A 21,638-nucleotide genomic window follows, 5' to 3' on the forward strand; every position below is an offset into this window, starting at 1 on the left:
ACATTCCCTTTTATTTATTTTCTTGCCAGCTTGACTGCATTAATGACACAACCAGCTTTTGCAGCTAATTTTACTCTCACAAATGGGAACTCTACAGCTGATTTTGACAATAGTTTAGGGACTGGCTTTGTCAGTTGGAAGATAGATGGTGTAGATCAAATTGATAATTCTGTTACAGCCGGTCAAACAGCCACTTATTTTCGCATTGGTGATAGTACCGAACAAACACTGGTGGAAGAATTTAGTCCAGATTTATTTGAAGAAGTCCTTTCTCTTAGTGGAAATAAAGCATCGGTAAAATACACAGATTTTGCTGAGAATTTTACGATTAATTTTGATTTTCTTTTGAAAGGTGATTCGTTAGGAACTAATCGGGGTAGTTTGAGTCAAACTATGACCGTAACTAATATCAGTAATGCGCCTCTTGACTTTCGTTTGTTTCAATATAACGACTTTAATATCAACGGGACTGTAGCCCCAAACAAAGTAAAAATTGATGAAGACACTTTTACTGCTACACAAACTTCTCCTTTGGGTCGAGGAATTGCCACTTTCGTCACACCTACTCCAACCGCAGCCATAGCTGCTTTAGTACCAGATTTAGTTGATTTTTCACCCTTAGCTCTCAATAATACAGTAGGCAATCCCGTTAACTTGTCCGGCCCTCTAGTTTTAAATGGTGGCGATGCTAGTTTTGCTTATCAATGGAACTTTAATCTAGCACCCAATCAATCTGTTGTAGTTATACAAACTGCTACTACAATCCCTGAACCATCAATATCTTTAGCTACCTTGATTGCGTTTGGATTTGGATTTCTTAAGTCACGGAAACGCAGCTAGGCAATATTTTGGTTGGTATTTGACGAAATCATGGGTCAATTTAGAATCTAAATCACCTCTCAGTTCACGCTCAATATTTTAGAGATTATCCCAAATATGGAAACAGATTTATTGAAATTAAATCGAACGAATTTAGAGACTTTAACGAATAATCCAGAAACTTTATTATCTAAAACCTTTTTGGCAGATTCTACTCTTTCCTCACTAGCAAATACCAAAACAGGTAGTATGCTACCTTCATCTGCTCAGTTTATTAATCAATTATCTGCATTCACTCAAGCAACTCAGGTAGGTTTGATACTGGAAGGAAATGAAAGTAATAACGTCTTGACCGGAGGTAACAGTAACGACTTCTTACTGGGATTGGGTGGAAATGACAAACTGACTGGAGGCGATGGCAAGGATCTCCTTATCGGGGGTGATGGTCGAGATTTGTTAGTTGGTGGTTTGGGACAAGATGGCTTTGTTTATGAAGCATCTACCGAGTCTCTTGCCGATCAACCTGATCGCATCGGTGATTTTAACTTGACTGAAGGGGACAAAATTCAATTATTCGATTTACCGAATAATTTTTATTATCTAGGTAATCTCACTGGAAATAGTCTACCAAATGTATTGTCTACAGCTTATGGGGATAAGGATGTAATAACCCCTGACAAGCAAGCTTTACAGGTCAATGAAGCAGTAATGTTTAGTTGGCGTAGTCGTTTTTATGTATCACTTAACTACAACTCTCCTGCTTTTGACCCTCAAAATGATCTAGTAGTTGATTTGACTGGAATCAAGGGAGCTTTGCCCAACAAAGGATTGGTTTATGAGGAAGATTTCTTTACTACTCAAAATCCCTCTTTATTGGAACGAGTCTCTAAACGTTGGTTTGAACAGGTTAGTGAAGATGCTTACCCCTTAATCGGAATTATTGATAGTGGCTTTAGTGCTTCTAATCCTGATATTGACTATAGCCGTCTCATTCTTGGTAGCGATCGCATTGATGGAGATGACAATCCTCTGTTTATCGACGGGTACATGTCTGACGCAGATGAGCATGGTACTCGCATTTTAGGAATCATTGGAGCAATCCGAAATAATAATATTGGGATTGATGGCATCAATGACCGCGCACCAATTTGGCTGGGTCGCGCCTTGGGAAGTGGAAATTGGGCAGAGTCAGTCATTGAGTTTGTGGACAAAGCGAAAGAGCTTGGTAAGGAAGATGCAGTTCTCAATCTCAGTTTTGATCTGACTCAGATAAATCTCGATGGAAGTGTAACTACTCGCTATCAGTTGACTGCCGCAGAACGAGCCGCTCTGGATTATGCAGAGCGCAATCAGGTGCTGGTTGTTGTGGCATCTGGTAACGAACGAAGTGAATTGTCGGCATTGGGTCAGGCAACAAAAGAATTTGACAACGTGATTACAGTAGGTGCTGCCGATGGAACACAACGCGCCTACTACTCTAGCTACGGTGACGGTTTAGATATTTTGGCGCAGGGAGGTACACCGCAAAATCCTCTCTATTCACTAATTGATACAGCTTCCTATTCAACTTATGGTTCGTCTCTGGCAGCCGCTAAGGTTACTGGAGCTATATCTCTTGCTTGGGCGGCAAATCCTGATTTGAACTACACCCAAGTTTTGGAAGTTATTAAGCGCAGTGCAAAAGACATTAGTACGCTTGGTTGGGATGAGGAGACGGGTCTAGGGTTATTAAATATTGGGGCATCAGTCGATTTAGCAAAGGCGACTGATGCAAAGCCTTACCAATCGGTAGGAATCTCAATTTTGATGGAATTCCTGAATGAATATCAAATTCCAGAAAGTCTGAGGACAGAATTTATCAGCCTCTACAACTTTTACGATCAGGAGTCTAGTTTTACAGCTTCAACCTTTCAAAATTCATTTGGCGTTATTCCTCAAGAAAGATCTGCCAATATTGTCGATGACTTCAAGAACGTTTTCAATAGTTTTATAAATTATGGAAAAAATAATTTGGCAAGTCTCGATAATGACTTCAACTCTTGGCTAGATTATGGAAATCGAGGCTTAGGGAACATCAGAAATTCTATCAACTCTGCAATCAAATACGGTACTGACTATGTAGATGATATTGAAGCAGGTTTCAACTCTTGGCTAGATTATGGAAATCAAGGTTTAGGAAATATCAGAGGCTCTATTAACTCTGCAATCAAATACGGTAATGACTACGTAGATGATATTGAAGCAGGCTTCAAATCTTGGCTAAAGTATGGAGGAGAAAGGTTAAATGGTATTGAAGAAAAACTAGGCTTTGTAACAGAAACTGGCTGGCTTGAAGTAAGTAACTTTAGGAATGTTCTCACTTCCTCAGTTAGTAACGGTAGAAACACTTTGAACACTTTAGTAAATAACGGATCTCTGGCAGTAGAGAATGCTCAAAAACAAATTAGTCTTCCTGGAGATTTGCTCAGTGGAGGTAGCCAGCTTCTAGATGTTTGGAACAAAGTAGCGATTCTTGAAAGCCAAGGTTATTTGAAGTTAAAAACTGTTGAAGGTAGTTTTAGCCAGGTAGAAAAAGCTGGAGCTAATGCGCTCGACAACGTTCGGATGGGTATCAACGAAGCTAGCCAGGTTGCAAATCAAGTATTGAATGAATTTGCAAATGGATTGAATGGGGTCAACAACTTCTCTAATGAAGTACTTAGGACTGTCCGAGCTAACGTAAATAACATCAATAGCTCTGCGGACAAGTTGCTTGATGAGGTTTTTGACGGACTAAATAGAGTTAACAACTTTGCCAATGAAGTACTTAGGACTGTCCGAGCTAACGTAAATAACATCAATAGCTCTGCGGACAAGTTGCTTGATGAGGTTTTTGACGGACTAAATAGAGTTAACAACTTTGCCAATGAAGTACTCGATGAAGTTGTAAACGGTATAAATAGTAATATTGATGCACTTCCATTTGGGATTGGAGATGCATTAAACAGTTTTATAACTTCTATCAACAACCAATTTAAGAGTTTTAATGATTCTGTCGTAAGAAGTTCAAACTCTGCTTTTGGAAAAGCTAGGCAATTTAATACTGTAGTCAACAATGCTGTAGACTCTGGCTTTGGCAGGCTCGAAACTCTCAATAGCTCTATTGTAGGAACAGCAAACTCTGCTTTTGGAAAAGCTAGGCAATTTAATACTGTAGTCAACAATGCTGTAGACTCTGGCTTTGGCAGGCTCGAAACTCTCAATAGCTCTATTGTAGGAACAGCAAACTCTGCTTTTGACCAATTTAGGAGTCTCAATAGCTCTATCGTAGAGCAAACAAAATTTGCGTTCAATGAGCTTGACAGACTCAATTCTTTTGTTAATGACAGTCTTGTTACTGCACGTCAGGAACTGGGATCTTTTAGAGACTACGTTTTTAACGAATACAGCGGGACAGTAGATGACTGGCGAGCTCAGATTGCTGGGTTAGCCAATCGTTTAGAAAGCAAGTTTGAGGAAAAAGTTGTTGACAAGATCGCAGACATTTGGAAGGATGACATTTCAAGATTTGCAGAAGAGGTTGACGACAAACTCACTGAAGGCAATCGTAAACTTGACCAGTTCGTCGATTTCATCAAGGAAAATCCAGAAGTTCTGACAGGTAATCCCCTTGCTTACGTTATTGCTCACCCAGAAGAACTCCGCCATGCTTACGAAACTGTCCAAAAAGTTGGTGTAGCAATCAAAGAATTCGCCAATAAAGCATTCTCGCCATTAATTGATAAAGCACTTGACCAGCTAGAACGATTTAATCCAATCTCTAACTTGATAAACCAAAATCCTTTGGGACAGATAAAGGGTTTTGTAGAGGATCGTCTCAACAGCCTGAGTTCAACTATTCATGACGTTCTTGAGAAAGTCGATAAACCTCAAACTGATGGTGCAAATGCAGTGTTGTATGTCCTGGAAGGTGACTTCAAAGAAGCCTGGAATGCTTTTTCCGGTAGCTCAACAATTCAGAGTTTGCTGAACGCTGGTAAATCAGTGTTGGATGGAAATTGGGAAGAAGCAGGCAAATCATTCCTCACAGCAATCGGCGTTGACCTGCCACCAGCAATTGAGAAAGCAGTTGACCGCACTCTGAAATCAAATAAGGTTCCGAAAGATGAAATTTATGAACTCCTTTCAACTAGCGGGCTAAGTGTCAAAACGATTAAGGCAGCAGTAGAGGGAGAAAAAGCTGGATTTACCCAAGATGACCAAATTCATGCCATCTTCAATATCTTGGCATACCCGAATATTCCTATTGTTAGTCAAGTCGCATTAGCAATTGACTCTGGCTACTACCTTTCTGAAGCTGTTAAGCAATTTGATCTCGGCATTAAAGATCAGGCCATCAAGGATTTACTGACCGGAGCAGTCTCCGCTGCCAAGGTTCAAAATGCGGCTGATTGGGTTGATGCAGCTTGGGCATTGAGAGATGTAGACCTAAACAATCCTGGTTCAGAAAAAAGTAAAGGCGCTTTTGAAAGAACAATAGGGTCAGCTTTAGAAGCAATAGATGTTGACAATGGTAAAAAGTGGGTATCTGGTGCGTTTAATTTAGCTGATGCAATCAATGGTCAAAAGGACAAGTATGACGATGCCCTATCCTCACTGGTTATTGCGGCTGCCGATATTGATGACCCAACCGACCAAAAGGCACTCGATACTTGGGCACAGTTCGTCTTTAATATCTCAGAAGGCAGTTCTGGAACTGTCTTGAGACAGGCGATTACAACAGAACTCAAGAAACAGAATAGTTCGCTGGATGAAGAAACCGTGAAAGCCTTAACGGATATTGCGCTAAATATTAAGGAAGGTAAATTTGTTGAGGCGTTAAAAGCAGGCTTCTCCTTTGCAGGATTTGATGACAATTCAACTCAACTTGCTGATGCTCTCCTTTCCTTAAAAAGTGGAGATTATGAGAAGACACTAACTGGACTACTTGCTGCGGCAAATGCTCCTGACGCAGCTGACCTTATCAACGCTGGCAAAGCTTTAGCAAAAGTTGACTTCAGCACCATCGATTTTGATCAGACAAAGAAAGATGCCTTAGTTGCAATTCTGAAGGCAGTAGGAAGTGGTTCATAAGTATAAAAAAGACAAGTCGTTGACGCTGCCAGCGAAAACTGAACCAAAAATCATAACTCTAGCTTATGTCAGAACTCTCAGGGTGTCTTAGTGGATATGAATAGCCGTGTTTGATTAGCACGAAGCTATGAGCCATTCTCCTGACCACACTACTTTGCACTAAAATGTGAACCAATGGAATCAAACCCTCTTTTTGTCATTGATGGTGAAGCCATTTCCCTAGAACAAGCTTTACAATATCTGCGTATTGCTGGTGAGCTTCCAAAAACACTGCGAGAAATTACTCAGCAGCACGTTTTGGAAAAAGAGATTCAGATGCTAGGTATCGAAGAACCTTCTACTAATATAATGGAGCAACTCATTCTAGAATTTCGGCTCCAAAAACAACTGACTACTCCAGATATTTTTCAACTTTGGTTGGCTAGCCAAAGACTGGCTTACTCAGATTTTCGTCACAGTATTATCTTTCGGCTTCAACTGGAATCCCTAAAATCAAAAGTGACTGAGCCAAAAATCCAAAATTATTTTGAGGAAAACAAGGCATTACTTGATCGCATTGTTCTTTCTCGAATCGTGGTCGAAACTGCTGAAACGGCACAAGGCTTGAAGGAAAAAGTTGAACAGCACGACGCGGATTTTACTCAACTCGCTAAACAATTTTCTATCGTAGATGATTCAGTTGTGGGTGGAGTCATGGGGTCTGTGATGCGCGGACAGATGCCGAAACCTATCTATGAAGCTACAGAAAGCGCTCAACAAGGGCAAATTGTTGGCCCGCTTGAGATAGAGGGACTATACTGCCTTTTAAAGATTGAACAACTCTTGCCTGTAAAATTAGAGGGAGAACTTAAACAAGAGCTTGAAAACCGTTTGTTTAATGAATGGCTGAGGGAGAAGATGAGAGAAGTCAATATTCAATTCGTCAATCTTTAAGATGCCATTGATTTTTTTTTAAGTTAGCACGGCTAAAAGCTTAGAGAAAATTGAGGTCAGCGAACTGCAATATCGTTACACACGCACATATCTGAAGCAAAATGAACAATGGTAAATTATTGCAGCCCAAGTAACGGACATCTCTGTATAGATCACCTTTTTAAGGAGTCACAGACTCTGGGTGTGTGGATTACACGTTGTTAGTCAAACGTGGAATAGACGATTGAAAGTGCTTTTATCTCTGCCAATACCTTATGGCAGAGGTAGAAATTATATTGTTCGCGCCGCCCCTGTGTCCTTTGAGCATCTGTCAACGATTCTTCATCTGAAGAAGGCGGTTTTTCTATTTCTTGCCACTACAGTTGTGTTTATCTGTCTTCATTGAGGTAGTTAAGCAGAGTTTCGATTTGGTGAACAGAATAGACATTAATCGGGAGCATGGGAGAAGAGGAGCCACCAAGGAGAGCTATTACTCGATGAGTATTGTAGTCTATATTTTTGAGCTTTTGTATCAGGCGTAAGCCCAGAACTGGAGTATTACACCGGGATTTGATAAAAGTTTCAATGTCGGAGCGGAATGTAACTTCGACACCGACCCCACCGGAAAACTTTAGAGCTTCAGAGAAAATAATTCCTGGCTCAACTATAGTTTGAGCTTTTGTTAAGGCGATGAAAAAGGTGGATTTAAAATCTTCAGGCATCCTATGCAGTTGACATTTTGTGGTTGCCAATGCTTCATCACTCACATATCCAAGACTAATTTCTGAAGGTATGGGGCATTTTTCTAAATTAACTCGTGAACCGTAGACATCACCCAAAAGCATCCTCAGTTATTAATTACCGCTTTGTGATTAATTCGGTGTCAAATCGTTGTAGGCTGTGGATCACAGAGTAAACAGTCTGGCAATTAAACAAGAGAATCATTGCAGAGATATTGTTAGTTTCCATGTTGAATTAAGCGACAGGCTGCTAAAAATTCGTGTAAGACAGCAGAAGAATTATCAGACCGCCAAGCAGCTACAATCTTGAGCATTGGTGTCTGTTCTTTAATCGCTCGGTAAACAACTCCCTGACGTTCTATAGTTTGTACATTAGCAGGTAGTAAGCTGATTCCAAGCCCTCCAGCAACTAAGCTCAGGATTGTCAGCATTAAAGTAGCTTCTTGTGTCACCTTGGGAACGAAACCGATTTGCTGACACAAACTAACAATTTGCTGGTACAAACTATAAGACAGATGGGAGGGTGGTAGGATAAAGGATTCATTAGCGAGAGATTGTAAGGAAATTTCTGTCTGAGCAGCCAGAGGATGGCTTGATGGCAGAACCAAAACTAAAGACTCTTCCTTAATTGGCTCAACACATAATCCTATGTCTTGGCGATTCAAAGCTGACCAGTGCATCAAACCAATATCAATTTGTTGGGTTTCCAGTTCCTTAATTAAACTGTAAGCAGTGCGTTCTTGTAAAACAAGTTTGACTAAAGGGAAGCGAGTACGAAAAGCTATCAAAATATCGGGGAGAACGCTATTGGAGACTGAGCTATTGAATCCAACTATTAATCGTCCAATCTGACCCTGACTAGCGAGTGTCGCTGTCTCAATAGCACGGTCAACTTGAGCCAGGATTAAACGGGCTTCTTTAAGAAACTCAAGTCCTGCAACAGTTAGCCGTAGTGGGCGTTTCTTGCGCTCAAACAGAGTGACATTACCTAACTTTTTTTCCAAATCTTTGATTTGCTGGCTGAGGTTAGACTGGGCCATGTGTAATTCTTCGGCTACCTCACTAATGCTACAGTTTTCTTTCTCAGCTACAGCGATAAAGTAACGCAAGTGTTGTAATTCAAAGTTATGTTCGCGTCCAAGTGCCATTGAGCATTAAATTCCCGATGATATATGATTTTTTATATAGTATTATCCAAATCATATAGTAGCGGTGAATTTAGCTTTCCTTTAAGCTGTTCTTAACATCCTAAAGGAAAAAATTTTATGTCTCATCCATTAATCAAAAAAGTTGCTATTGTAGGCGGAACTCATGGAAATGAGATTACAGGAGTGTTCCTAGTCAGGAAGTATGAACAATATCCTAATTTAATTAGACGTGATAGCTTTGAAATATTGACTTTATTAGCAAATCCCAAAGCTATTGAAGAAGGGCGACGGTATATAGATGCTGACCTCAATCGCTGCTTTAAAGCTCAAGATTTACAAAACCCAAAGCTGATTAATTATGAGCAATTACTGGCTAAACAACTCGCATTTACTATTGGGCAATCAAAGATTAATTTAATTATTGATTTGCATAGTACAACCTCTAACATGGGTCTGACAGTAATTTTGCACAATAATCATCCCTACTTGTTAGGTTTGGCTGCTTATCTAAGTACTATTAATCCTTTAGTCAAAGTTTTGCAATACCCACCTAATCAAGACCATTCTTATCTAAGAAGCCTTTGTGAATTAGGCTTTGCTATCGAAGTCGGGCCAGTAGCTCAAGGGACTCTCAATGCCGAATTATTCTTGCAAACAGAAGCTTTGATTAGTTCAATTCTCGATTTTATCGAACTCTGTAATCAGGCAATAACACCTGAAATTCCTAAAACTTTCACCCTATACCAACAAGTGAAAGCTGTAGATTATCCCAGAGATGAACTTCAGCAAATTCGGGCAATGATTTACCCTCAACTTCAATTTAAAGACTATGAAATTTTGCATACTGGCGACCCGTTATTTCTCGGTTTTGATGGTGAGGTGATTGACTATCAAGGAGAATCTTCCATTTTTCCAATCTTCATCAATGAAGCTGCGTATTACGAGAAACATATCGCTATGAGCTTGGCTATCAAACAAGAAGTAACTCTTTAAGAGTGAGTGAAATTTCAACTTTTTTCTTTACGGCACTTATAGCTGTTGGCAGTTTTGCGCTTTGCTGACTGACAATACAAAACTGCTCTCAAGTTTTGACAAGAGAGCAGTTTTAGCTCACGCCAGAAATTTACATGGGGCTTCATAGATTCAATGCCCCGGTTACTGTATAAGTGATTCGGTATTGTTAGATAGACAGCTTGTATGGTAGCAAGTTCCGAAAAAAATCATGTTCTTTACCAATAATGTTTCCTTTTGCTGCCATCACAAATTAATCAACCCAAAAACCCAAAAGCGATCACTTTTTACTGGCTGCACCATCATTTCTGTTGCTTCCACTCGATTTTGTACTCCCGTTCCACAGTCGCCAGCAATTTTGCCTGCAACGAAGATAAATAAGGTTTAGCTTGTTTCCCCAACCCCTGCAACAGCCAATCCACAGCCTCGTCACGGTTGGTTACTTGATGCAACTGCCGTAACCTCAAACACAACTGCTGCATGAATCTACAATCTTCATCAAGTAATTCCAGTGATTTCAGGTGTTCGATTTTTACGGTATAGTCACCGTCCCATATCTGGAGTGTACAACTGTATTCTCCAACATGGCTAACTACGCCCCAATAACCCGCTTTACCTCTCAAGTCTGGATTATCTTTGGGCAGAAGAACGCATATCTCCCCAACGTGGTAAGGATTGGGTACTTTCGGACTTTCGCGTATCCTATCTACAACATCTTTCACTATGCGACCAGATGGAATCTTATTACCAGCTTGCTCTACTGCCTGCTGCCAGACATCCGCTTGCACAGCCGGTTCCAACTCGGCTTTCGCCAAAAAGCGCAGTTGTCGTTCGTTGGTCGGCATTGGAATTTGCCGACCATTGGTCGGCAAAAACTTTTGAAGATTCTCATAAACCACAGTAGCCGAAATCTTCAAGTAAGCTGCGTCACGACTGTAATTGAAGCGTTCGCGGCAGTATTCTTCAAAAGTCTGGTGCGTGGAACGGTATAGCCGTCTGTCTCTCAACTCCATCAGCGCCTGACCTGCTGACAAAAATGCCCTTTCTACCTGACGTTCCAATTGCAAGCGTAAGCTTTCTTCTTGGTCGGTCAACTCTCTTATTTCAACAGCCACAACCTCGATGGTTGCTAATGCTGGCTTATCTTGGGCAGAAATATTTTCGGCAGCAGAGTCGGTTGCTAGCTTTGGTTCATTAGATGCCCCAGGGATAACTTTCTTGCGTCTGGATGGTGGTTTGTTCATTGCCCCACCTCTAGGCTGACAGCAGTCGAACAAATATTGAATTGTGTCATCATGGAATATATGTTTTTTATCTATCCCCCCAACCTGTATGAAGGATGGGGTTTTTCGTTGCTTTTTATATTTTGCAGCCTTAAAGCACTACCAAATATAAAACTCATTAAAAAATCTCATAGAGCAATTATCAAAAAAAAAAACACCACACCAGAGCCACCACAACAACAAAATACTGTTTGGGTGTATTCTAGAAATACCCTCTTCAACAGACGTGTAAAACAACGGCTAAAGCTTGATTATTTGACAGAGGGTATTGGATTTGGTGTGACTATATAAATTTCATCTAGGTTTAAACCCGTAGTTTTTCCGTATCGGGTTTGAGATGAGTTGTAACCGATACTCGACATTGAGTTTTATTTAGAATGAAGGGGCTGATTTAAATTTTCTGAGCAAAGAAAAGAACAGATAAATAGGGTTTAGTAACATATCCTCCGTGAGCATTTAATATCTGTATAATAGCATCAGAAAAATCCTGCTTTTCAGTTCCAGTAAATTTTTGATAAGCAGTTTGAGTTTTCAGAAGACCTAGATATCGTTCTGCATCATAATTAATAGACCAAGGATATTTTTTGACCACTAGGTTTTTGAAACAAAAGCTATTTAATATCCAGTTTTCTCTTTTTTTTATTAGTGATTCAACTGAGGATGGTTTAGCATTAGATATTGTAGGTACATATTTTTGAAACGTTTCTTTGAGCGCCTGAAATATTGAAGTATCTGGTAAAATAGAGAAATTCCAAAAAAACGCAATATAACCTTTTTCTTTTAAAGCTTGTGCAACTTTTGGATACCCTTTTTCACGATTTACCCAATGAAAAGCTTGGGCAGATATTGCTAAATCAAAGGCGCTTGGGCGTAAGTTCCAATCCTCTAAAGTAACTGTCTCAAATGTCACCTTTGGATATAAGCGCATATTTTGAGATGCTATTGCAATCAGTCTTTCACCTGGCTCTAAACAGTAGATAGCGTAGCCCTTTTCAGCAAATGGAACAGTCCCCTTACCTGTCCCGGTTCCAATATCTAAAATTGAAGCTGAATCCGTAAGATTAGCCATCTCAATTACATCTTCAATCAATTGAGATGGATAACTAGGGCGTGCTGCATCATAGATTTCTGCAACTTCATTAAAGGACTCACTACGTTTTCTGTTCATCACTGATAAATCCACAAACGTATTTTACTCCCGATCACTTTCGCTCGGATTTTAGTAAATATTAACAGTTTTACTACTAGAGAAAAGCCTCTGTCTCCAATCCAATTTGACAAGACGCTACCGTTACTATTAATCTGTATAATTGGTAATCATTCGGGTGCAGGGTGCAAGTCTGTACTAAAAATAATTCAGAGACCAACCGAGAAACTTTTACCATGATTTATGACAAAAGCTTTATCCTGGCTTATCAAGGGCAGCACCTTGTTTTGTCTATTGCCTTGGGAGCCAATTGCGGCACAAATTGTTCCCGATGCAACCCTAAGAGTTAACTCCAGCGTCACACGAGAGGGTAATAATACCAGTGCGATAACGGGAGGAACCCAATTCGGAAGCAATTTGTTCCATAGCTTTGGACAGTTTTCTGTGCCCACAGGAAGCACAGTTTACTTCAAAAATGCCCTAGACATCCAAAACATTTTCACAAGAGTGACGGGTAGCTCAATATCTAATATTGATGGTTTAATTCGAGCTAACGGCATAGCCAACGTATTTCTTATTAATCCCAATGGGATTATTTTTGGGCCGAATGCTTCACTGAATATTGGCGGCTCGTTTTTCGGCACTACTGCTAGTAATATTAAATTTGCTGATGGCATCTCCTTCGATGCTAAACCCCTTAGTGGTGCAGAACCTCTGTTGACAGTGAGCGTGCCTGTGGGATTAGGATTTGGGACAAATGCTGGAAATATTCACGTCTTTGGAGACGGTCAAGGTATAAGAAAAACTTCAGACCTCATAGATACTAGTTCTGGTCTACGCGTGCAGCCAAATCAAACCTTAGCTTTGGTGGGCGGTGATATATTACTCTCACGTGGAACGCTTAAAACAACAGGGGGACAGATTGAATTAGGCAGCGTGGCTGGAGCGGGTTTGGTCAATCTGATTCCTACAGATAAAGGCTGGACGTTGGGATATTCAGGCATCTCAGCCTTTGGAGAGATCCAGTTGTCTGGAGCAGCAGCAGTTGATGCCAGTGGTGATGGTGGTGGCAATATTCAAATACAAGCCAGCAAGCTAATGCTAGACAGTGGTTCTCAGATTGAGTCCAGCACATTAGGAGCAGGAACGGGAGGAACATTGAAAATCAATGCTTCAGATTCAGTGAACCTGGTGGGATTACCAGAAGTTGATTCGTTTTTCAACACTGGTATATCGAGCCTAGTTTACCCAAGAGCTACCGGATCGGGTGGCAACATCAATATTGAAACTGGGCGGTTAAATGTCCGGGATGGAGCAGGGATCGCTGCTGGTACGTATGGCTTCGGAAATGCTGGTTCCATAGAGGTCTTAGCTCATGATTCAGTAGAAGTGCTGCGAAAACCAACAGCGAATGCAGGCAGTTCCATAACAAGTTTGGCCCAACGAGGATCTACCGGTTCTGGCGGTAACATCAAGATTGAAACTGCGCGCTTGAGTCTACGCTCTGGAGGAGTGATATCATCAGGCACATTTGGGCAGGGTTCGGGAGGCAACGTATCTATAACTGCTGACCAAGAAGTGCAAGTAACCGGAAAGTCATTAACTGGTAATTCTCCTAGCAGAATATCAGCTCGAACTGGAGGAACTGGAAAGGCCGGAAATCTGACAATCGAAGCAGAACGATTAACTGTCACTGATGGTGGGAGAGTAAATATTGGTGGTGAAAAAATTCCAAAAAATCTCAACTTTCAGCCAGGACAAGGAAATGCAGGAACCCTCCGAATCAACGCAGACAGTATCAATCTAGACAGAGGTACTATCACAGCTGGCACAGAAGGCGGCACCAAGGGCGAAGGAGGCGACATTTTCTTACACTCTGGTGACTTACAATTACGTGACAGTATCATTACTGCGACTGCTGGGGGTAATGGCGACGGCGGCAACATCACTATCAACACAGATATCTTAGTTGCAATAAAAAATAGCAGCATCACCGCAAATGCCTTTGAGGGCCGTGGTGGGAATATCACAATTAATGCTAGGGGACTATTCCTTTCCCTTAATAGCTTAATAACAGCTAGTTCCAAGTACGGAATTAACGGTACTGTTAAATATAACATCGCTGATACTAACATTTACCCTACTCAACTAAAAGCAGAAGTAATTCCAATAACTCCTGAAATCACCCCAGTTTGTCAGGCACGAGCAGGCACAGAAGTAAATAGTTTTCGAGTTAGTAGTACTCGCAATCTCCAATCTAAACCTAATAACCTGATGTCTAACAATGTTGAGCAAAGTAACTCTGTTCCAGTTCCAGCTTTGAATAATTCACATAATCCAAAATCATTAAGAAGTAACCAAGCTACACAAATCATAGAAGCCAACGTTTTGATTCGGGATTCTCAAGGAAATTTAGTTTTGACAACAGACCAAGCAAATCCAACCTGGGATAATGCTTCACTGTCTGCAAGTTCTTGTTTTTCAGTATTTCAGTGATAAAAAGATATAAAAATGATCTCACTTCAATGTTGCTTTAAATATCTTTTCTCAGGCATTCTAGGGCTGTCTTTAATTTTAATTCAATCCTCCTCCCCTGCCCAGACTGTAAAAAAAGAAAAAGAATTTCTCAAAAATCAAGCGGCATCCCTGACTTCATCAGGTCACGAACAATTAGCTCTAGATCAGGCGAATGAAGCTTTAAAAACTTGGCAGGAATCTACCAAAATATATCGCCAACTAAACGACCAAGAGGGAATTACGGAAAGCCTGATTAATCAAAACCTTGCTTTCCAAGCATTAGGATTACATAAACAAGCTTGCAATACACTTTTAGAAGCTTTAAACTTTAATACAATTTTAGGTATTTGCGACACGACTTTGCAGCAACCTGCTCTTACTCAAAAAGAGCAACTCACGACATTAATTGGTAAGCAGGAAGCAACATCGGTTAACTTACTTGGATTACAGAATCTCGGAGAAGTCTTGCGGATTTTGGGAAAGTTAAATGAATCTGAAACAGTTCTACAAGAAACGTTAACGCTAGCAAAACTTGTATCTTCATCAAAGATTAGTGGGATTTATCTGTCTCTAGGTAATATTGAACAGACAATTTATCAGCAATTACAAGATAAATATTCTTGGATAGAGGAACCACTTTTTCGAGAGCAGATTGCTAACATTATTCCACAAAAAGCGCAAAAATCACTCTGGTATTACCAAACACTAGAAAACATCCCAAATATCTCAAAATCAGCTAAACTGCAAGCTCAGTTGAATCACTTAACTTTACTGATCAGTTGGGAAAAATTGCTAAGTCATCAACCAAATCAAGCGAACCTCCATCAGAAAGTTAATCAACAAATTAGAGTATTGGTAAATCAAATAGATGGCAATTCTTCTGCCTTTTTGGAGTTATCACCTGAGCCATCTATTCATGCTCGGTTGAATTTTGCTAATAACCTCAGCCAGATCCCAGATGAACAATTGAAATCAGTAGCGATTCGATATGCTAAATTAGCATTGAAAATGGCTGAAACTATTAATAGTATCCGATGGTTATCCTATAGTTTTGGTACTTTGGGTAAAGTATCAACTCAAACAGAACAAAAACAGGCATATTTTACGAAGGCTTTAGGATTCGCTCAATCAATTCGGGCTTCGGATATTGCTTACGAATGGCAGCAGCAGTTAGGACTAATTTACCAAAAGCAGGGAAAAACTGAGTTAGCGATTCAGAACTATAATGCTGCGATCGCAAACATGACTGAAGTGCGTGATAGTCTTTTGTCAACTAACGGAGATTTGCAGTTCTCTTTTCAGTCAGAAATGGAGCCGACATATCGTAATTATATGCGATTACTCTTAACATCACCTAATCCTGATTTAAAAAGAGTAATAGAGATAAATGAAGGATTGCAGATAGCACGCTTAGAAAACTTTCTCAGATGTGGCAAGCTTGACCTTGTTGCTTTGAATCAGCTTCAGAACCTCAAGAGCGCCCCAACAGTAATTCACATTATTGATTTAGGGGATACTATAGAAGTAATTGCTCAGTCAACAGATGGCTCACTTCACCACCATTCTATTGAATCTAAACTAGTTCGATTCCAGATAGATCATCTTTTAGAAGCTTTACAAAATGAAAATTTTTCGGAAGTAGGCGAAAGTAGCATTACTACTTCTTCTCAAGGAATTTATGAAAAGCTAATTGCACCAATAAAAACATATCTACCCCCATCAGGAACACTCGTATTCACTTTAGATAAATCTTTCCAAAGCATACCAATGGCATTGTTATATGATGGAAAACATTATTTAATAGAGCGTTACAGTATTGCAGAAACTTTAGGTTCCAGAATTAGACAACCTAGAGTCTTACATGAAAACCAGATGATAGCTTTAATAGCTGGACTATCAAAACTAAGCCCCAGTTCTATAGATCCAAATGCACCTAAAAATATGGAGAATTTGCTCCCATCTAAACAAGAAATAGAAAATGTAGAAAAACAAACTAAATCGTCAGTTGCCTTGTTAGACAATAAGTTTACCCTTAAAAGGTTTAAAGAAGAACTAACTCAAAATAATTTTCCTATTGTACATATTACTACCCACGGTCAATTTAGTTCTGACCCACTCAAAACAGTACTAGTAGCCTATGACAAGCTAATTAATATTAGGGACTTTGACAGCTTAATCAGAGGTAAAACTGAAAATAGTCAAGATGCAATTGAGTTACTTGTTCTCAGCGCCTGCGAAACAGCTAAAGGCAACAAGCAGTCAGCAATGGGTATTGCAGGAATGGCTGCACAAGCTGGAGCGCGTAGTACTGTTGCTACTTTGTGGCGCGTGGATGCCGATTCTACCGCTTTGCTTATGCAAGAATTTTATAAAGGTTTGAACAATGGCTTGCCAAAAGCAGAAGCACTACGTCAGGCGCAATTAAGTTTACTGTCAAATCCTAAATATAAGAAGGCTTATTATTGGGGTGGGTTCCTCCTGGTTGGAAGCTGGTTGTAAAATTCCACTACTTGTAGCCCTGATTGGGCTTTTTGGAACTCTTTGGAATTATTGCTGCTTTTCGCTAACTCAGATGCCTTGATGTATTCGGATTTCGCCGACTTTGGCAACTTGGCCTTCAGATAGCGATCGCCCAGTACTCTGTAAAGAGTCGGATTTTGGCTGTTAGTTGCTGTTGCCATTTTTAACATCTCAATTGTTTCATTTAAAAGATTTTCTGCCGTATAAATAGCATCTATGTCAAGAATAGTTTCATCTGGAGGTAGCCCTAAGTCTTTGATGCGTTTAATCTTTTGTGCAATTTGTTCTTGCTTTGCTACAGACAATACGTCCACAAACGTTTCATCATAGCTAAAAGCTTGACCATCAATATATGCAAAGACATCTATTGTATATGGAGTACCCGGTTGAAATTCTTTTTCATCACTTGGGTAGGCAAGCCGAGTTTGATTTACAACTTTTTCCCACCCAAACTCGTAACTTTTTACTTTGACTTTGTAAGAAGTAGCACCCTTAACAGCAGTCCAAGTTATTTCTGGACGGGAATTCAATGTTGATGTGCTATAAGGAGAAATGATTGTTGGCTCATCGCTCCCTTCTGTGCCACCTTTTCGTATGTGACACGCATTAGTATTGGTTGGATTGCAAGTGGATAAGGCTTCGTCAGGTTCTGCACATTTATCAAGAGGAATAGTTCCACTAGATAATTTTAAAATGTTTCCAGAACTAAAGCATAAAAATTCTACATAATCACCATTCGCAACTTCTATAGTATCTCCCTTACAAATTAAACTCCCTGCTGACAAGTGCATGTTACCCTTACTTATTATCCTTCCCATTTGTGGATCACAATGAACCTGATTTCTTCTTACTCTTATGAGCGGTACATTTGCTAGCAATGGTAGATGAATTAGTATTAGAGAAGTTAAACAGCACATTCCCCCAAAAAACATCAGCTTTTTCATTGTTTTACAAACATAATTTGTTTGAGCATCTTATCATTTATCAAGTATCCGATCTAGCAGTTCTTGTCTCCAGCGAAACACTTCTGGTAGGCTAGATTTAGTCAAGATACAAGCATCTATATAAGCTCTGGCGTAATTAAGTTGACCTAATGATTCTTCTATTTGAGATAGCAAACAATATGCATCTGTTCTTTCGCTATCTAACTTTGTTGCTTTTTCTAGATATCTTTCGGCTTCAGTTAACTTATTTTCCATTAACCTTGCCCATCCTAAATCTTTATACAGCGATGCTTGTAATTCCCGATTGTTAGTTTTCTGCAAACCTTTTAAAGCTAAAGTAGCTGCTGCTCTATGATCCCCTTTTTTATTTTTCAATCTTGCTAAAGCCGCAACAGCAAATATAGCTTGATCGCTACTTCTAATAGCAATTTCATATTGCTTTTCTGCTAAATCATATTCTCCCTGTCCATCATAAAAATCACCTAATCCGTAATGTGATTCCCATTTATTAGGTTTTAACTTAAAAATTATTTCGTAAGTTTTGTTAACACAATTATAGTCATATAACTGCTGACACGCAATTGCTAAATTATTATACGCAGTATCGTCTTTCGGGTTGTACTTTATAGCTAGCTCGTAATTTTTTCTAGCAATTTTAGGGTTATTTTGATGCTGTAAACCCTTCTCAAAGTAAAAAAATGAGACTGAATTATTTAAATTATGTCCATACTTTATTGCTCTTTGAAAGTCTTTTTCAGCATCAGCAATCCTATTTTCTTTATAAGCTTCTTTACCTTGATTTAAAAAATAATCTGCTACTGTGTATTTTAAGCTAGTATTCAAATATACTGCTTTTTGAAAATCGTTCTCAGCTTGGTCAATTTGATTTTCTTTATAAGCTTTTTTACCGGAATCTAAATAATATTTTGCTACTAGAGGTAGGGATGAATATATCAAACCAACAATACTTAATAAACCTAATACAAACACACTCAGTTGAAACGGCTTTGATTTAATTACTCGATTAAACTTTGATTGATTAGGTAAGCGCTCCAAACGCTGTATTATTATTTGAGTACTTTGTGGGCGCTGCCCAACAAAAGGAGCCATCATATCATCAAGTAAATCAGCCAGAAATTTATCTATGTGAAGTGCTTTATCTCTCCAAATTAGTCTTCCTGTCTGCTCGTCCATTTTGATTTCAATTAAAGAAATACCTGTGACTAAGTAAACAAAAGTTCTACCTAAAGCGTAAAAGTCTGACTGTGGTACGGCTTGTCCATGAATTTGCTCTAAGGGAGAGTAACAAGCTGTCCTAACAGCAGTTATTTCGTAACCATTACCGAATCCTGTAGTAGTTCCTCCACTGGTACTGACTTTGGCAAAGTAGGTTCTACTAAGCTGTCTTGCTCCACCAAAATCAACAAGTGCTAAATTCCCGTCGGGTTGATGAACAATGTTTTCTGGTTTGATATCTCTGTGGAAGAAACCAGACCGATGAACTAAATCAAGAATCTCCATCAACTGCAATAACCATTCATAAGCCATTTCTTGGCTAATTCGTCCATAAGATTGTACCCACTGAGTTAAATTCTCTCCTTCAAACTTATGCATAACTAGACAATGTAGTTCTAGAAGATTATCATTCAGCCTAAATGTGAAATAATCTTCCCTATTAGACTTGGGAATTCCAGGATGGTCTAAGATTTGTAATATGAGTGATTCTCTTTTAAGTAGCTCAACTAACTTAGAATCATCAATCCATCTTAATACTTTCATTACTCTTATTTGAGGCTGAGGATGTTCTTCTGTGCCAATATCCTCAATTTCAAAGACATCTGTGTAAGTATATGGATTTTGCTCCAAAGAACGCAACGGGCGTAGCAAACGAATACGCCCGTTTATTATCAATGGATTTCCACATACTAAACAATTTTCAGCGCTATCAGGATTATAACGTTGGGTACAAAGAGGATTTATGCAGTAGCCCACAAGGTAACTTCCCTTGTTTGTATTGTATCTGGTATTTTATGCACTAATCCCAATGGATCAACTAAAATATACTTCTTAATAGATGCTTGTAAACTATAACTAGCTTCTCGTTTGTTTGATTTACCAGCAATTTCAATTAACGAGCGTTGTTCTAAAACTTCTATTGCTGTTATTAGTTCAAAAACTGACAACTTGAAATCTACTCGCTCTTTTAAATTATCAATGAGTTTAGAGAATTGAATAGGAGTCGAGTTTTCTGACATTTCTTCTGCCAAATAAATCATTATTTGCCTTTGAAGATTACTTAAAAGTCCAACTTGTCCAAATTGCTGATGTAGCATTGTTTCAAGTTGAGGATCAATCATAGTAGTTTGATATCTAAAAAATGTTTTCACACTCCCCTCAAAAAAACGATTAATTCTATCAGCCAACGCTTCTAAACTTGATGGATTCCCAGAGTAATTTTCAATTAATCGCTTACATTCCTGTCCAGTCAAACCTTTTTCTTGTAATATTTGCATTCCAGCGTTTACATCTAAACCTTCTAATTTGAAAGAGCGAATAGGTAGTTTTGTAGTCACAGAAGCAAATTCTTTTAAAGGCAACTGACTTGTTATAATAATGCAGCTTTCATGCTTCCCTTCTGTAAGTTTTAAAAGGAATTTTTCATATTGTAATCTTTTTCCAAAATCATCGGCTAACAATAGCTTTTCAAATCCATCAATTACTAGTAGACAACGATGTAAGTGAAGTTGTTTTGATAGTAAAGATATGCTATCTATAAAAGAGTTTTCACTTGCTTCTATGTCTACTTGAAAAATTTTATTTAAATCAATGACTAACTCATCAATTGACAAAGAATGATTAATTGTTTTCCAGATTATACATTCATATATACTACTTAAAGAATCAAAAGTTATTTCTTCAACCAATCTAGAGGCTAATAAAGTTTTTCCTATTCCTCCAACTCCAGTAAAAACTATACAGCGTTCTTTAAATAGAGTAATTTGTTTCTTAAAATAGTTAATTTCATCCTTTCGTCCATAAAAAGATTTTATTTTAGGTAGTTCCCCATAAATTCTAATATTGCCAACGAAACTATCGTTATCCAATCTGGATGCCTCTTCCTTCCGATAATCGCTCTTTGCTAGCTTAAGCAAAATAGATTTCAAAGATATTTTTGTTACTTTCACTCCATCACCAATAATTACTGAAAGCATACTCCATAGTGGTGGAGCTACTTTCTGCTGCAAATAGTATGCGTTATACCCCGAATCACTTGCCATCTCTTTATAATCTTTACTATCCCAAACTCCCTTAATAAGAACTTTTTCTACTTCTGTTAAATACCTTCCCGTAGATTGAAATACTTGTTCTTCTAATACAGCTAATACTCTTTTTACGTCTAAAACTTGGCTTGAATTCATGCCGACTTTTCCTTACGTAAGTAGGTATACATAAAGTTACATTTTACTCCTTAGTACTTAAAATAT

The 21,638-nt window shown here is 39.0% G+C and carries 14 protein-coding genes; 7 read left to right on the forward strand and 7 right to left on the reverse strand.

All coding sequences use genetic code 11. The annotated features are described in order from the left end of the window. Nucleotides 1-42: 42 nt before the first annotated feature. From IQ274_RS31055 to IQ274_RS31070, 3 genes are all read left to right on the forward strand, one after another. Nucleotides 43-840, forward strand: a complete 798-nt coding sequence (locus IQ274_RS31055; protein WP_194144534.1) for a hypothetical protein — start codon at nucleotides 43-45, stop codon at nucleotides 838-840. Nucleotides 841-936: 96 nt separating this feature from the next. Beyond that, a complete protein-coding gene (locus IQ274_RS37580) occupies nucleotides 937-5,931 on the forward strand; it encodes a S8 family serine peptidase (RefSeq protein ID WP_265578590.1) in 4,995 nt (1,664 codons plus the stop codon). Nucleotides 5,932-6,105: 174 nt separating this feature from the next. Further along, nucleotides 6,106-6,864: a peptidylprolyl isomerase gene (locus tag IQ274_RS31070; protein WP_194144535.1), complete on the forward strand. Its 759-nt coding sequence runs from the start codon at nucleotides 6,106-6,108 to the stop codon at nucleotides 6,862-6,864. A 368-nt stretch (nucleotides 6,865-7,232) separates the two neighbouring features. On the opposite strand, the gene IQ274_RS31075 is transcribed toward IQ274_RS31070, so the two are convergent. Together IQ274_RS31075 and IQ274_RS31080 are read right to left on the reverse strand one after the other, a co-directional pair. Beyond that, nucleotides 7,233-7,682, reverse strand: a complete 450-nt coding sequence (locus IQ274_RS31075; protein WP_228058484.1) for a hypothetical protein — start codon at nucleotides 7,680-7,682, stop codon at nucleotides 7,233-7,235. A gap of 119 nt (nucleotides 7,683-7,801) precedes the next feature. Beyond that, on the reverse strand, nucleotides 7,802-8,731 hold the full coding sequence (locus IQ274_RS31080) for a LysR family transcriptional regulator (protein ID WP_194144537.1): 930 nt from the start codon (nucleotides 8,729-8,731) through the stop codon (nucleotides 7,802-7,804). A gap of 117 nt (nucleotides 8,732-8,848) precedes the next feature. Between IQ274_RS31080 and IQ274_RS31085 the strand changes: the two genes are divergently transcribed. Further along, nucleotides 8,849-9,724 (forward strand): aspartoacylase, encoded by an 876-nt coding sequence (locus IQ274_RS31085; RefSeq protein ID WP_194144538.1) that lies wholly within the window; start codon nucleotides 8,849-8,851, stop codon nucleotides 9,722-9,724. A 320-nt stretch (nucleotides 9,725-10,044) separates the two neighbouring features. On the opposite strand, the gene IQ274_RS31090 is transcribed toward IQ274_RS31085, so the two are convergent. Further along, nucleotides 10,045-10,986 carry a hypothetical protein gene (locus tag IQ274_RS31090; protein ID WP_194144539.1) on the reverse strand — a complete coding sequence of 314 codons (942 nt, stop codon included), beginning with the start codon at nucleotides 10,984-10,986 and terminating at the stop codon, nucleotides 10,045-10,047. A gap of 51 nt (nucleotides 10,987-11,037) precedes the next feature. Here IQ274_RS31090 and IQ274_RS31095 point away from each other — a divergent pair, with 51 nt between their 5' ends. Continuing rightward, on the forward strand, nucleotides 11,038-11,316 hold the full coding sequence (locus IQ274_RS31095; RefSeq protein ID WP_194144540.1) for a hypothetical protein: 279 nt from the start codon (nucleotides 11,038-11,040) through the stop codon (nucleotides 11,314-11,316). Nucleotides 11,317-11,416: 100 nt separating this feature from the next. Here IQ274_RS31095 and IQ274_RS31100 read toward each other — a convergent pair whose 3' ends face one another. Beyond that, on the reverse strand, nucleotides 11,417-12,193 hold the full coding sequence (locus tag IQ274_RS31100; protein WP_228058485.1) for a class I SAM-dependent methyltransferase: 777 nt from the start codon (nucleotides 12,191-12,193) through the stop codon (nucleotides 11,417-11,419). A 222-nt stretch (nucleotides 12,194-12,415) separates the two neighbouring features. Here IQ274_RS31100 and IQ274_RS31105 point away from each other — a divergent pair, with 222 nt between their 5' ends. After that, nucleotides 12,416-14,668 carry a filamentous hemagglutinin N-terminal domain-containing protein gene (locus IQ274_RS31105; RefSeq protein ID WP_194144542.1) on the forward strand — a complete coding sequence of 751 codons (2,253 nt, stop codon included), beginning with the start codon at nucleotides 12,416-12,418 and terminating at the stop codon, nucleotides 14,666-14,668. Between the two features lie 15 nt (nucleotides 14,669-14,683). Next, entirely contained in the window at nucleotides 14,684-17,188 is a 2,505-nt protein-coding gene (locus IQ274_RS31110; RefSeq protein ID WP_194144543.1) for a CHAT domain-containing protein, read from the forward strand. Here the strand turns inward: IQ274_RS31110 and IQ274_RS31115 are convergent. From IQ274_RS31115 to IQ274_RS31125, 3 genes are all read right to left on the reverse strand, one after another. Then, nucleotides 17,149-18,000, reverse strand: coding sequence for a hypothetical protein (locus IQ274_RS31115; protein WP_228058486.1), 852 nt, complete (start codon nucleotides 17,998-18,000; stop codon nucleotides 17,149-17,151). The genes IQ274_RS31110 and IQ274_RS31115 overlap by 40 nt on opposite strands. 186 nt (nucleotides 18,001-18,186) lie before the next feature. Then, nucleotides 18,187-20,145 carry a protein kinase domain-containing protein gene (locus IQ274_RS31120; RefSeq protein ID WP_194144545.1) on the reverse strand — a complete coding sequence of 653 codons (1,959 nt, stop codon included), beginning with the start codon at nucleotides 20,143-20,145 and terminating at the stop codon, nucleotides 18,187-18,189. After that, complete coding sequence (locus tag IQ274_RS31125) at nucleotides 20,130-21,572, reverse strand: NB-ARC domain-containing protein (RefSeq protein WP_194144546.1); 1,443 nt, start codon at nucleotides 21,570-21,572, stop codon at nucleotides 20,130-20,132. Before IQ274_RS31125 ends, IQ274_RS31120 begins: the two co-directional genes overlap by 16 nt. Nucleotides 21,573-21,638 lie beyond the last annotated feature (66 nt).

Source organism: Nostoc sp. LEGE 12447 (genome assembly GCF_015206985.1).
Classification (GTDB): Bacteria; Cyanobacteriota; Cyanobacteriia; order Cyanobacteriales; family Nostocaceae; genus Nostoc.